This is a genomic window from Pseudomonas sp. B111 (assembly GCF_026428275.1).
Classification (GTDB): Bacteria; Pseudomonadota; Gammaproteobacteria; order Pseudomonadales; family Pseudomonadaceae; genus Pseudomonas; species Pseudomonas aeruginosa.
Genome location: NZ_CP097857.1, coordinates 6,525,740 through 6,539,425 on the forward strand (window position 1 = coordinate 6,525,740; position 13,686 = coordinate 6,539,425).

A 13,686-nucleotide genomic window follows, 5' to 3' on the forward strand; every position below is an offset into this window, starting at 1 on the left:
GGGAGCGCGGCCGGTCAGGCGTCGGGAATGGGCTCGAACGGGGTTTCCTTGTCGGTCCGCTCGCTCTTGCCCCAGGCCGCGATGCCGACCTTGATGGCGTAGAACAGTACGCTGAACACCACCAGCAGGAACAGCACGGTCAGACCGGCGTTGATGTAGGCGTTCAGCACCACGTGCTGCATCTGGCCGATATCCTTGGCCGGCGCCAGCACCTGGCCAGCATCCAGCGCGGTGGCGTACTTCTCGCCAAGGGCGACGAAGCCGACCGCCGGGTTGCTGTCGAAGATCTTGATCAGGCCCGCGGTGGTGGTGCAGATCAGCAGCCAGGCCGCCGGCAGGATGGTGACCCAGACATACTGCTGGCGCTTCATCTTGATCAGGACCACGGTGGCGAGCATCAGCGCGATGCCGGCGAGCATCTGGTTGGAAATGCCGAACAGCGGCCACAGGGTATTGATCCCGCCGAGCGGGTCGACCACGCCCTGGTACAGCAACCAGCCCCACAGCGCCACGCAGCCGCCGGTGCCGATGATGTTGGCGGTCCACGACTCGGTCTTCTTCAGCGCCGGCACGAAGTTGCCCAACAGGTCCTGCAGCATGAAGCGCCCGGCACGGGTGCCGGCGTCCACCGCGGTGAGGATGAACAAGGCCTCGAAGAGGATCGCGAAGTGGTACCAGAAGGCCATGGTGTTCTCGCCCGGCAGCACCTGGTGGAGGATGTGCGCGATCCCCACCGCCAGGGTCGGCGCGCCGCCGGCACGGGCCAGGATGGTGGTCTCGCCGATGTCCTGGGCGGTCTGGGTGAGTTGCTCCGGCGTGATGGCGAAGCCCCAGCTGCTGACGGTCGCGGCCACCGCGTTGACGTCGGCGCCGACCACCGCCGGCGGGCTGTTCATGGCGAAGTAGATGCCCGGCTCGATCACCGAGGCGGCGACCATCGCCATGATCGCCACGAAGGACTCCATCAGCATGCCGCCGTAGCCGATGTAGCGGGCGTCGGGCTCGCGGTTGAGCAGCTTCGGCGTGGTCCCCGAGGAGATCAGCGCGTGGAAGCCGGACACCGCGCCGCAGGCGATGGTGATGAACAGGAACGGGAACAGGCTGCCTTTCCAGACCGGGCCGGTGCCGTCGGTGAACTGGGTCAGGGCCGGCATCTTCAGTTCCGGCATGACGATCAGGATGCCGATCGCCAGGCCGATGATGGTGCCGATCTTGAGGAAGGTCGACAGGTAGTCGCGCGGCGCCAGCAGCAGCCACACCGGCAGTACCGAGGCGACGGCGCCGTAGCCGATCAGCATCCAGGTGATCTGGATTCCACTGAAGGTGAAATGCGGCGCCCATTCCGGACTGGCCGCGACCTGCCCGCCGAGCCAGATCGAACCGAGCAGGAGGAACACCCCGATGATCGAGATCTCGCCGATCCGGCCGGGGCGGATGAAGCGCATGTAGACGCCCATGAACAGCGCGATGGGAATGGTCGCAAGGACGGTGAACATGCCCCAGGGGCTGTCGGCCAGAGCCTTCACCACGATCAGCGCGAGCACCGCGAGGATGATGATCATGATCAGGAAGGCGCCGAACAGCGCGATGGTCCCGGCCACCTGGCCCATTTCCTCCCGCACCAGCTCGCCCAGCGAGCGGCCGTTGCGGCGGCTGGAGATGAACAGAACCATGAAGTCCTGCACCGCGCCGGCGAGGACTACGCCGGCGATCAGCCAGAGGGTGCCGGGCAGGTAGCCCATCTGCGCGGCAAGGACCGGACCGACCAGCGGACCGGCGCCGGCGATGGCGGCGAAGTGGTGGCCGAAGAGGATGTGCTTGTTGGTCGGGACGTAGTCCAGGCCATCGTTGTTGAGTACCGCGGGAGTGGCGCGGTTGGGGTCCAGTTGCATCACCTTGCTGGCGATGAACAGGCTGTAGTAACGGTAGGCGACCAGGTAGATGGCCACCGCCGCCACCACGATCCACAAGGCGTTGATCGCTTCGCCACGACGCAGGGCGACGACGCCCAGGGCCGCGGCGCCCACGATCGCCACCACCAGCCAGGCGAGGTGACGTAGCAGGCTATTGTTATTGTTCATAGTGTTTGGCTTCCGACAGATGGAGGGCGCAGTTCTGCAGCGAAAATTCTAGCCGCGAACCGACCAGGGGTCATACGACCTTAGTCTAGAGCGGTTACCGCACGATGGCGGTAGGCGCAATGTCGCAGGAATCCGCCGGAAAAGTCCATGGCCGACAAGGGCCGGCCAGGCGAAAACACTTCGGCGCGGCCTTGCCCTCTCCGTAGGAAGCGCCCTGGGAAAACGCCGTATGCCCAAGCCGTTCGTCTGCCGTGGCAACGGAGGCGGCAACCTCCGGCGGGCAGGCCGCGCACACGAAAAAGCCCGCCGTAGCGGGCTCTTTCCTGGGCCTGAAATCTCAGGCCGGTTGCTTGGCGTAGCGCGCCAGGGTGCCGTCGCGACTCATCACCGCCAGGGTGTTGCTCAGGACCTGCTCGCCCGTCGCATCCTTGCTCGCGAAGATCTCGCCGAAATGCTGCTGGGTGACCTGGGCGAAGTGCGCCCGGTCCTTGGCTTCCACGCCGAGCAGCACGGCATAGGCGTCGAGCGCTTCGCCCTGGCCCTTGGCCATGTCCTCGGCGATGTTGTCGAGCATCCCGTTCATGGCGAAGATCGAGCGGCCGCCGTAGCCCAGGCGTGCATTGGTGTTGCAACCGTTGGTCCCGGAGGTCATGCCGAAGGTGGCGTTGCCCGAGGTACCGTTGGTGGTGGTGGCCAGCAGGTGCGGGAACAGGCCGCGCTGGCCCTCGAACACCATGTTGCCCCAACCACAGCCATTACCGCCTGCCGCGTCGGCGTGTGCCGTCATGCTGCCCAGGCTCAGCAGCCCCAGAACCAACCCCTTGCTCAAAAGTCGCTTGTCCATGTCTGCGCTCCGCAGTTGTATTTTGGAGAAAAACGCTTTAGCAGCTTTGGCGAGACTTGACGAACTGTCAAACTCGGACACATGCCGCCGATCCAGCCGCACAGGCGAGGACGGACGGCACCGCCGATCGAATTCCGCCACTTCCCCGCCGGCATGGCTTGGCTATAGTGGTATCCAGCAGCGCGCACCGAGGGATCGCGACATGATGTAGCGCCGCGCGAAAAACTGTTGCCGTTTGCGCGATAAATGCTTGGCTCTGGCATTTTCACGCACGGCAACAGAATTGCCAAATCACGGTACCGGGTTCGTCCTGCTGAACTGGACTCGGTGCCGCTGCCAACTGTTCAACCCTCCCCGAACCGACCAGACCTCCAGAATGACCTGGCCCACATAGGTGGTGGTCAGCGTAGCGGTCGTGCCACTGATACCGGTCTGGCTTGCCAGCACACTGCTATTGTCAGCCCTGAGTAACCTGCAGCTGTAAGTGGTACCCGGTTCCGGGCCGATATCGCCTGCCGTAGTGTCGATCAACTGGTCGGCCTGGACGATGCGATCTCGGTGCGCCCAGTTGGCCACCACGTCACCAACGACCGACGCCGGATAGCTGGCACCACCAATAAGCAGCCGCCCCGGTGGGTACGGTAGCGCCTGACGCCCAACCAGCGCCAGCGTATCGATAGGAGCCAGCTCGGGGGCCAGCATGCCGCTGCTAGTGATCGTGCGCAGCCGCATCTGCACGCTGACGCCACTGGAGTACTCGGTAGGGTCGGCGCCGGCATAGTCATCGAAGAACCACACGCGCGCGCCAGCCAGGTGGGCGGCCGGTACCGTGTCCACGCAGCCACGGGCAATGGTCACCACCAACGTGCCGAGGTCGACCGACACAACCCGAATGATCTCGTCATCGATCAGCGCCGCAGTACCCACTGCTAACAGGTCGATGCTCTCTACCGACGTCAGCTGAATGCTGGTCTCGGTACGCCCAATTGCACCTACCAAAAGACCAGACGGGCAGAAGTCTCCGCTCTCGGCGCTGGAAAATGCGGCGGCACCCACCCGCGACTCGATGCCGAAGCCCAGGGACAAGGGCGTTGGCTTGAGAGCCAGGGCGGCAATGAATGCGCTGGTTTGATCGAATAGAGCGACGTTGGCGGGGTCGACGGTTTGCACCAGGTCGCGCCAAGTAACCTCTGTCAGTCGCCGGACAGTGGCGGCTGCCGGCGTCGTGTTTGGCGGCACCCAGCCTGGAGGCTGTGGAGGCGTCATGCTAGTGGCCGGCAACCCGAACACGTCTTGCACGGCCGTGATGGTGATCGCCCCACTGCCGAGGGTGCCATCCTCGAAACGGCCAGCCCTGACCACCATCATCTCGATGCCACGGCTCAGGCTGCGGATGCGGAATGCGCCACCAGGCTTGATGTCGCGGCCGCGCCGATCGAGCTGCACCTTGAAACGCTTCAGGCCGACCGACCGGGCCCGCAGATCACGAACAGCCACCCGGCCAGCCAGTTCATCAGTCGGTATGCCTGGGTACTCGATTGTGGTCGAGAGTATCTGGCCTGCGCCCTGGATCGCCGCGAGATTACGCTCCCGCTTCTGCCTGTTCGTGTTGTCGATCGGACTGCGCCACTTGATGATGACCTCATTCGCCGCACCAGCCGTCGCGGCGTTGTCATCCTCCATGATCGACAGCAGACCGCTGTCCTCGTCGAACAACGGGAGCAGCTCAGGATCGTAGTCGTCGCGTACCAAGGTCAGCTCAAACAGCCCCGTCCGACGACTGACGAAGAGATTGCCACCAATGTGATCGAGCACATGGCTGACGAACGTCGAGAGGCTATCCTGGCGCACCCAGCGCAGGCAGAGGCCGAAACCCTCAGCGTGCAACGCCGTTGCCGCAGCGCGAAAAGAGGCATCATCGATCCGGCTGCGATCCATGCCACCACCCCAGTCGCGGTTCGTGAGGCACTCATAGATGATGTGCGCCGGGTTCATCGCCTTGATCGCCCCGCTGGCCATCTCGATCACGCAGCGCTCGGCGTACCAGACTTCGCCGTCCCAGCCCTTCAATGCGCGGCGTACACGGAACGTCCAGGCCTTCGGGTAAGGGTTCAAACTGGTCACCAGGCCGTCATAGAACAACGTGCATACGCCACGGAAAGCCGGTACCAAACCGCCCAGCATGGCCGCCAAGCGCCCATTGAGCGGCTGATCAGGCGCGCCCATCATCACGTCGAGCGTTCCCTGGATGCCTCCCTCGCCGTTGTCACCTCCAAACAACTCCGGAGCGTTGATGTTGATGGTCTGGTTGCTGGTAACACTGCCAGACCAAGCACGCTTCTCACCGACCTTGATCTCGACCAACTCATCGATCGCCTTGCCGACACCCATGTGGATGCCGAAAAAGTAGCGATAGCCAACCTTGACTGCCTTCTTACTGCCCATTACGCACCTCCTGCCGCGCGAACTCGACCAGGTGTATAGCCATGGCATCACCCGTGGCGACCAGCTTGCTGGCCACGATGCCGCCATCGCTCACGATCTGCCCCCAGTCGAGCCCGTACCGCGCAGCCAGGGCGCGGCCGCCCTTGTGGCAGAAGCCCGCCCGACCATTGAATGCCGGCACGCTATGCATGTGGTCCAGGGTCACGAACAGTTCGTCGTCACTGATCATTTCTTGCCGCTCTTCGTCTTGATCGGTTGGGTCCGGTAATTGCCGTATGAGAGCACCATCCAGTCAGGCGTGTAGTTGTCCCCGAAGAACACGCACTGGGGAGTGCCTTCTTCGAACTGCGGGAAGCTGAAGTCCTCGAAGGCCACCGGCTTCGGTGCAACAGACTTGGGCCGGTTCTTGTACGAGACGTAGGCACTGATCGCCATGATGGCGATATAGGCCCAGGTATACGGATCCATGACTTGCCCCTAGAAAACCGGATTGCCATCGAACGGCGAGCGACCTGCGAGGTGCGGGATGCCGCCATGGTTGAGGATGTTGCCGAACTTGTCGTTGCACATCTGGGTAGTCTGATTGCAGCCGGGATAGACGCGGATGGCCTGGCCAGGCTGAAGCCCCGCGGTCCCACCCAGCAGGGCCAGGTTGCTGCCGGTGTGTCGCTCGATAGCACGGCGATCGAACTCACCTGAACCGACTGACCACTCGACCCAGCCAGCGGTGAAATAGCCGTCCGGGTAACTCGCGAACGCACCACTGCTGATCACCAGCCCGTTCTTGCTCTGGATCTCGGTCGTAACGCGGTACAGGTCTCGATTGACACCACAGCCGAGGTCGAATAGCGACCGATGGCAGGGCCGCTCCCAGCCTTGTCGCAGCCCCTGCATCGTCATGCGTGCAGAGAGTGGCTGGCAAACCAACTGAGCCTGGTCGCGCTTCGGCCAGTTCACGCTCTGTATACTGCCCACCCAGCTGACGACCTGCTCGTCCTCTCCCGCATGCCTGTCGAATATCGTCAGGGCGATCTCGTTCGACGGTGGCACCCCTCGATAGAGAGTGGCCACGTCGAGGTCGGCCGGCGCGGTGATCTTGAGCAGCTCAACGCTGGCCTCTCCTGTCTGGCGAATCCCGTCGTCCGATATACCGCCGCGAAGCGTGCGGAAGATCTGCGTGCCCACGACCTCGTCCCGGTCGCCACTGGTGTAAAGCCAGCGCATAACACCTCGGCTGAACTGGTAAAGCCTGATCGGCGCGCCATCAGCCAGTGAGTTCTCACGGCCGTTAAAACTCATCGTCACGCTCCTCGCGAAACACCGTTGCCCAGCCGGCAACGCCTTGGCTGTCTGTCATGTGCTCGATCTCCTGGACGTCGCTCTCGAACCGCATCAGGTTCATCCAGCTGATCCGCGCGATGTCGTCAGGCCGCAGCTCGATACCCAGGGCGGCATCGAGCGCCAAACGCTCGATTTGGGTATCCAGCTCGGTTGCGCCAGTGATGCGGCGCATCAGCACCGTGCCGTTCCACAGCTCGATGCGAATGTCGCGTCGGCCGGGCTTACCGTTGCTGAACCTGGTGTAACCGATGTTCACGATGTCAATGGTGGTGGCCACCGCAGAGGCCGTGGCGACGACGGTGAGGTCGTCCATGTGGCTCGGTACCCAAACCACCTTCTGTCGACCGTGCATGCCATAGATGAACGAGCGCACCAGGGCCCGTGCTTCTCGGCCGAGGTCAAGGTGGCGTTGGCCGAGAACCTGGAATGCGCGCTTGGCGGTGTCGGTGACCAATGGCTGGGCGAAGCCACTGTCGAGCGTCGATCGCAAGCGCTCGGCTGCGTGAGTGAGGTTCTCAGTGTCGTCTGGGCGTCGATCCCAAACCGGCAGCCCTCTATATAAGGTGGCCGGCAGCCACTCAGGCCAATCACAGACCTCGACCACCAAGAAGCGCACCTCGGCCTCGATCAGGCGATCGGTCAGCTTGCTGAGCGATGGCTCCTCAAGCAGTTGCGCGGCACGCGCAGGATAGATCCTGGAGCCAGCAGGCCAGGCCAACTGAGTATTGCGCTTCAGCTGCAGGCCATTGGTGAGGACTTCGAGGATCTCGACAGTCTCGCTGGTGAATGCGTCCTCGCCACGCAGCATTGCCAGGCCGCCGGCACGAAAGTCCAGGAACTGAGTGCTGCAGGGAATGAAGTCGACGTCGGCGCCGATGCCGGCATCGAGCAGCTGGATGTCTGGCCAGATCGGAATCGACCAGATGCGATCGCTCCAGCCAAACAGGGAGAGATCGAGCAACTGGCGCTCCCGGCCCTCGGCATACATCGGGCCGTTGAACTCACGGCGCGGCGAGCCACGCAGCTTGCGGCGCTGACTGACACCCGACTCGCTCTGCAGGATGTCAGTGGCGCCAGTAAGTCTTTCGCGGATGCTATCGCCCCAGTCGGGCACGAAAGTCCAGGCGATGATGCGGTTGGCGGTGATGCGCAGGCCTGTGCTGATGCCGCCATCGAACTGCCATTCGATTATGGCGTCGAGCACCGGCTGGCCGTCAGGGGTAACGGTCAGCTGCCAGGTCAGTTCTTTCAGCGCGGGGAATAACATGGGGGGTGCCGGCTGGCCGCTCACCTCGACTCCCTCATCCAACCCGGCGATGGCCGAGAGCGTGCGTGGTACGAGAAATGCGTTCCACAGGAACACCGGGGTGGTTTGGGAGGAAACGACATTACCTAGGTCAAGCTGCCGCGGGCTGATATGGATCCGGTGGTACCAGTCATCCACATGGGCGCGCAGGCGCTGTCCGGTGATCGCGCGGCCGCTGGCCTCGACCGGCCAGTGAGGTGTCAAGGTAGCCTGTCCAGCGCGCTGGGTACCGCTGACGTACGGCGATGGGGCGAACTGGTTGACCCAGGCAAACGCCCAGTGGTCGGCCGTCAGGTTGGGGTTGTCGTCTAGACCGCCCAGCGTACGCCGCGCGACCTGCCCGCTGAGCACTGGCATCTACGGCCCCTCGTAACGGATCGCCCAGCCAAATGTACCGGTATGATTTATCGATACACCACCGTTCCGAGCAGCGACGTTTTTCCTGTACCACGGAAATATTTTCCACCGCTCGCCGCCAATCGATATGACCTCTCCAGGGGTGTAATTATCTATTCGCGTGTTTCGAGCGTTTTCGAGGTCAACAGTCAAACTGAGCTTGTTGGAGGCGCGGATCTTATATGCGCGGATTGGCAGCAACACCGACTCGCTGTTCCAACTATTCGGTAGAATTCCCATAAGCGGAGCCATGGGTCTCCAGCCCTGCAAGGTGCCGGCCGCCGAGAGCCCTGATAACCATCCGCCACCGTCTAAATCTGAATGAATCCAGTAATCCTGCGTCGAGCTATTAGAGACCAGCTGGCGCCCGAATAATGCGCACCCTACCAATGACGATGCGGCACCAGAACCGCCATTTATACCGATATCTATCCCATTGACCGGCGAGGCCATGGCCGAAGCCCCACACCAAGTGCCAGTCCCAGGCAGACCGTCAACGCTAGACGTCCCAAACGCACACCACAGATAGAAATCGACGGCGAATCTCAGTACGCAGTAAACCTCCGTCTCAAACAGGAATAGCTCATAACTCACGGGGTATGTAATAGGCGTATCGAGCTTAACGGTGCCCATGCGTACAACCCCAGGAGCATCGCCCTCCGCTACACCGGTACGCCCCAGCAGCGTTAGATAGCCACTGACCACCTGCAACCGTAAAAATACCGGGGCCTTGCTCAGCACTTCAGTTGAGCTATTCCACGCCCAGCCCTCGGCCACGCACGCCGCTACCAACGCGGCACGAACTTCTGCCATGTCATTTGCCGAACCGCTGTAGTAGGCCATCAGTTATCCATCCTCAGTGCGTAGTAATCGGTATGCCCGGTGCGCCAAACGTCCTGGATCACCACGTAATCCACGCTGCCGATGGTCAGGGTATTTTCCACGGCGTTGTCGAACCCTGATATGTAGTAAATGCCGTCCAGCGCGCCCCAGAGGTTGGCGGTGTTGTCATGCAGCTCGACCGGCAGCAGCTGGTAGTTGCCGCCGGTGTCGCGCAGGTTGGTTTGGGTGGCGGAGCCGCCGGTGCCGGCGATGTATGTGTTACCCCACGGGTAGCAGCTTGGCTGCAGCCAGTTGTCGTTGCTACGCAGGGCCATGGCCGCTGTGACGCCCTTGAAATATCCGGAGTGCACGGTGTCGCTAAAACGGGCTACGGCGGCACCACTGAGCATGCCGCCGCAAACCACCGGGTACGGGTACTGGCTCGGGCGGCCGTAGGGCAGGCATTTGCCGACATAAGCAGACTCATAGACCGGTGTGCCGACCTTCATTGCCAGCGCAATGCGCTGCGGGTTGAGGGTCAACCAATAGTCGATCCGGTTGTTATGCGCCGGCACGCCGCTCAGGCGCGCACCTGGTTGGCTATCGAAGGTGTTGCCCGGCACATAGCCGGTGAATACAGCAGCAAGCAGGTTGTAATAGTCGGCGCCTGCGTCCTGGTACGTCCTGAACCCGACGAATATCTCCTCTTCCCCGGTGTAGCCCACACCCTTGAGGATCAACTCGCGGTTGGCCGGGGCGGTGTCGTAGCGCAGAACCGTCCAGCCGTTCGCCGAGGCGAAGTCGCGGATGGTCTCCAGCATCTTGTAATGGGCGAGCACGCCGCCCGAGTTGTCGACGAAGCCGATTTGATGAGGCATCAGGGATTCAGTCCTAGGATTTGGCGGAACTTGCCCGGCTCGCGGGAGATGGCCACGGCGATCGCCTCATTGCCGATCGGTCCGGACATCACGTCGCCGATCCGCTGCGGATCGTCGATCAGATAGAAGTTCTGGCTGTTCTTGAGCGTGGTACCCGACCCCTTCGCCGGCTCGGCCAAGCGGGTGCTGCCCAGGCTTGGCGCCGAGAGGGCCGGTGCCGGCACGCCAGCAAGGCCGCCGGTGTTGTGGCGCACGCGGTAGTCGTTGACTGCAGCCATACCGCGGGCGTTGAAGTCGTGCAGGAAGGCGAGCGCTCCGGGCTGCTGCACGACGGCGGCACGGGTGACGAACTCGTAGTTGGAGAGCCAGGCTGGAATGCTGTCGCTGGTGGTGGTACCAGGGCCGGTGATATGGCCACCGGTCGACGCTGCCACAGCAGCGACAGAGGCGACTCCTGAAATCGCATCGCTGGTCGAGCTTGCCGCTGATGCACCAATGATCGCCTGCGCCATCGCTGCGGCTGCCGTTGTGCCCGCAGTTGTGATTGCGCCTGCCATAGCAGTTGCCGCTGTCGTGCCACCAGCCGTGATCCCTGTACCCATTGCCGTGGCACCGGCAGTCGAAGCAGTGGTGATGGCCGTTGCCGTAGCCGTCGCAGCTGCAGTCTCTGCGGCAGCGTCCGCACCGCTGCCGAACATGCCCATCACACTATTGGTCAGCCCTTCGGCCAGGTTCTTGGCGGCCATCTGCGCCAGGGCATCGGCCACGCTCTGGCCGAGGGCGGTGACGGCCTCGCGCAAGGTCATGGTGCCGCGTGCCAGGCCCTGCAATGCTTCGGTCAGGCCAGAGGTCAACCCGTCGCGCAGCGTCTCTTGGAGCTTTGTCGTGGTCGCGAGCAGGCGCTGCTGCTCAGCCTCTAGCTCTGCATATGCACGAGATGCCGCCTCACCAACAGCACCAGGCTGCTGAGCAAGCTCTGCCAGGACGGGCTTCATTTGTTCAAGTTCGGCGTAGGTCTGGCGGTGGATCTCCAGGATGCGCTCGCGCGCCTGCAGCTCGGTGATCAGGCCAGCATCCTGCTGCACGTTGACCGACTGCTCCTGGCGCTGCTGCTCGGCCCGGATGCGGTCCATCTCGCGCTGCACGTCATCGACGCGCACCTTGGCTTCAGCCACCGGGATCAGCTTGTCGAGCCAGGCTAGGCCGGCTTCGTTGCCGGCCTTCTCGAACTCGGTACGCATGCCGGCGAACTTGGTGCGGATCTCCAGCAGCGCGGCATCTGTCTCGCGCCCTGCAGCACGCAGGAACTCAGCCTCAAGGCCGACATTGGTGCGGGCGTTGGCGTCGGCCTGGCGCTGTGCCTCGGCGGCATCGATCAGAGCCAGCGCAGCATCGGCCCGCGCACGCATGGCGCCGGTCAGGCCTTTCTCGGCCAGCTCGTACTGGCGCACTTCGGCAGCGGTCAGGCCGATCTTGGCGGCCTGATCCTCCAGGCCCTGCACGTAACTCAGCTGCTGGCGAACGCTCTGCTCGGTTGCACGCAGCGCGGCCTGGGCGGCGCGTTCTTGCTCGCGCAGGGCGGCAGTGGCCTTGCGCTGCTCTTCGGTGGCTGCACGTTTGGCATCGGCTTCGGCCTGGTTGGCCTCGCGCTGCTTATCGGTGGCTTCAGCCGCCTCCAGCATGCGCTTGCCCAGTTCACTGGTGGCCTCGATGTTCTGTTCCTGCATCACCCGCTGGGCGCGCTCAACGCTGGTCAGGTTCTGCAGGCTCTGCAGCTGAGCCTCGGCACCTTTGACGAAGGCGTCGGCAGCCTTGGTGCGCTCCTGGGAGGTTGCGATGGCCTCGCGCTCGGCCTCTGCCGCCTCTGCCGTCTGTTTCGCCTGCTCGTCACGCAGGCGAATCTGCTCGCGCAGGCCTTCTTCCTCGGCAGCCAGGCGCGCTTCCAGCGCCGGATCGATGCCACCGCCGACTCGGTCTCCACGCACGCCGAACATAGCGGTCTGCCGTTGACGCGCCACCTCGGCGAGTTTGTCTTCCAAGGTGTCAGCTCGGCCAATGTCGAGCATCGCATCCCAGGCTTCTGCGGCCACATTCTTGACCGCCTGCCAGGCAGATTCCACCAGCCCCAGGTTGCCAGCGATATCGGCAGCCCGACTCTGCATGGCTTCGGCCAGGGCCTCCATCGCTACCTGTGCCGCACCAGCCTGATCGCCCTGGGCTTCCAGCGCAGCGATCTGCTCGTACACCGCCAACGTCAGGTAGTTGTACTGCTCGTTGAGCTTGGCGGATGCCTCGGCCGGCTCCTCGGCCAGCTTCTTGAACTCGTCGACCGTGGTGCTGACAGCGCGGCCGATGCTGTTCTCCATCACCACAGCAGTAGTCGCGATGAGCTGGATCTGGTCGGCGGTGAACTTACCTGCAGCAGTTACTTCAGCCAGCGCTGCTGCAGCTTGGCGCTGGGTACCGGAGACCGCATCAATCTGGCGGGCCATTGCCGCCAACTGGTCAGCCGAGACGCCTGCCGAATTTCCCGTCAGGGCAATGGCCTTTTCATACTCGTAAGTCTCGGCCGCGCCCTGAACGGCCGCGATCACCGTCGCACCAATCGCCGCCGTGACACTGGCGATGGCCAGCGTCAGCGGATTGATGGTGCTGACCAGGGCCCGGCCGGCGTTGGCCCACCCGCCGAAGCTGTCGCGGATCTGGCCACCTTGCTGCACGGCCACCAGCCAGATCGGCATGCCGCTGGCCAGACTGGTGGTGATGTCGGTGATCTGCATCGGCAGCTGCCGCATGGCCTGCTGGTACTGCCCAGCCGTGATGCCGGCAACGCGCATTTGATCAGTGGTACCGCCCAGGAGCTGACGTTGCGTCTGCAGCTTGGCGTTGAAGTCGTCGAAGGTGTCCAGATCGATCTGGCCGGAGGCACGAGCGCGGCGTAGTTGCTGCTCCATGTTGTCCAGCTCGTCGAGCTTGCGGATAACCGGATCGATCTTGCCGAGCAGCTGCTGCAGCTCCTGGGCTTCTTTCTCGGTAGCCGCTGCGGCCTGAGCGGCGGCCTCGGCAGCTCGCAGATCGGCCTGGGCCTTCTCCTGGGCGGCGCGCTCGGCGGCGTGGTAGGCGCGCATCGACTCGTTCTGAGCCGCTGCGTTTTCCTGCCAGTTTGCGCCCGCCAGGCGCGTGGCGTTGGCGCTTTCCATCATGCTGGCCGCAGCAGCGTCGGCGGCGACCTTTTGCTGTACCGCCGCCTCGGCGATGCCACGCAGGCGCGCGGCTGCCTGATCTGCAGTCTCGCCCAGGTGATTGAGTTCAGCGCTTGATGTTGCTGCGCCCGCGCCGACCCCCTCGACGGTCTGAGCAAGCCCCTGCAGCTCGCGCTGGCCTTGTTCCAGGTCAGTCTTGAGGCGCAGAGCAAACTCGATATCACCGCGATTGTTCATCGGTCAGCATCCAGATGGGTGGGATGCCGACATGCTCGCGCGCGCGGGGCAGGATGTAATTTTGACGAGGCAAAAGCATGCACAGCCAGGCGCATCTAACGATATAGATGCACCTTGCTGTGTCGATGGCGGC

Annotated in this window: 10 protein-coding genes; all 10 read right to left on the reverse strand. The window is 63.4% G+C overall.

Annotation, left to right across the window (positions count from 1 at the left end):
* Positions 1–14: 14 nt before the first annotated feature.
* On the reverse strand, positions 15–2,081 hold the full coding sequence (locus tag M6E97_RS30270; protein WP_003094859.1) for a carbon starvation CstA family protein: 2,067 nt from the start codon (positions 2,079–2,081) through the stop codon (positions 15–17).
* 337 nt (positions 2,082–2,418) lie between these two features.
* Entirely contained in the window at positions 2,419–2,925 is a 507-nt protein-coding gene (locus M6E97_RS30275; protein WP_003094862.1) for a DUF3015 domain-containing protein, read from the reverse strand.
* Positions 2,926–3,216: 291 nt separating this feature from the next.
* Entirely contained in the window at positions 3,217–5,370 is a 2,154-nt protein-coding gene (locus M6E97_RS30280; protein WP_267262444.1) for a phage tail protein, read from the reverse strand.
* Positions 5,360–5,599, reverse strand: coding sequence for a hypothetical protein (locus tag M6E97_RS30285; protein WP_267262446.1), 240 nt, complete (start codon positions 5,597–5,599; stop codon positions 5,360–5,362). The genes M6E97_RS30280 and M6E97_RS30285 overlap by 11 nt, the downstream gene beginning before the upstream one ends.
* Positions 5,596–5,838: a hypothetical protein gene (locus M6E97_RS30290; RefSeq protein ID WP_096309388.1), complete on the reverse strand. Its 243-nt coding sequence runs from the start codon at positions 5,836–5,838 to the stop codon at positions 5,596–5,598. Before M6E97_RS30290 ends, M6E97_RS30285 begins: the two co-directional genes overlap by 4 nt.
* 9 nt (positions 5,839–5,847) lie before the next feature.
* Positions 5,848–6,669, reverse strand: coding sequence for a phage BR0599 family protein (locus M6E97_RS30295; RefSeq protein ID WP_267262448.1), 822 nt, complete (start codon positions 6,667–6,669; stop codon positions 5,848–5,850).
* Complete coding sequence (locus M6E97_RS30300; protein WP_267262449.1) at positions 6,659–8,374, reverse strand: hypothetical protein; 1,716 nt, start codon at positions 8,372–8,374, stop codon at positions 6,659–6,661. Before M6E97_RS30300 ends, M6E97_RS30295 begins: the two co-directional genes overlap by 11 nt.
* Entirely contained in the window at positions 8,375–9,256 is an 882-nt protein-coding gene (locus M6E97_RS30305) for a hypothetical protein (RefSeq protein WP_267262450.1), read from the reverse strand.
* Positions 9,256–10,113, reverse strand: coding sequence for a hypothetical protein (locus M6E97_RS30310; protein ID WP_267262451.1), 858 nt, complete (start codon positions 10,111–10,113; stop codon positions 9,256–9,258). Before M6E97_RS30310 ends, M6E97_RS30305 begins: the two co-directional genes overlap by 1 nt.
* The gene (locus M6E97_RS30315; protein ID WP_267262452.1) at positions 10,113–13,553 is read right to left on the reverse strand and encodes a phage tail length tape measure family protein; all 3,441 of its coding nucleotides are present in this window, start codon (positions 13,551–13,553) and stop codon (positions 10,113–10,115) included. The genes M6E97_RS30310 and M6E97_RS30315 overlap by 1 nt, the downstream gene beginning before the upstream one ends.
* Positions 13,554–13,686: the final 133 nt, after the last annotated feature.

Coding starts and splice junctions, on each gene's coding strand:
- M6E97_RS30270 (WP_003094859.1), bottom strand. CDS start 2,081: ATGAACAATAACAATAGCCTGCTACGTCACCTCGCCTGGCTGGTGGTG.
- M6E97_RS30275 (WP_003094862.1), bottom strand. CDS start 2,925: ATGGACAAGCGACTTTTGAGCAAGGGGTTGGTTCTGGGGCTGCTGAGC.
- M6E97_RS30280 (WP_267262444.1), bottom strand. CDS start 5,370: ATGGGCAGTAAGAAGGCAGTCAAGGTTGGCTATCGCTACTTTTTCGGC.
- M6E97_RS30285 (WP_267262446.1), bottom strand. CDS start 5,599: ATGATCAGTGACGACGAACTGTTCGTGACCCTGGACCACATGCATAGC.
- M6E97_RS30290 (WP_096309388.1), bottom strand. CDS start 5,838: ATGGATCCGTATACCTGGGCCTATATCGCCATCATGGCGATCAGTGCC.
- M6E97_RS30295 (WP_267262448.1), bottom strand. CDS start 6,669: ATGAGTTTTAACGGCCGTGAGAACTCACTGGCTGATGGCGCGCCGATC.
- M6E97_RS30300 (WP_267262449.1), bottom strand. CDS start 8,374: ATGCCAGTGCTCAGCGGGCAGGTCGCGCGGCGTACGCTGGGCGGTCTA.
- M6E97_RS30305 (WP_267262450.1), bottom strand. CDS start 9,256: ATGGCCTACTACAGCGGTTCGGCAAATGACATGGCAGAAGTTCGTGCC.
- M6E97_RS30310 (WP_267262451.1), bottom strand. CDS start 10,113: ATGCCTCATCAAATCGGCTTCGTCGACAACTCGGGCGGCGTGCTCGCC.
- M6E97_RS30315 (WP_267262452.1), bottom strand. CDS start 13,553: ATGAACAATCGCGGTGATATCGAGTTTGCTCTGCGCCTCAAGACTGAC.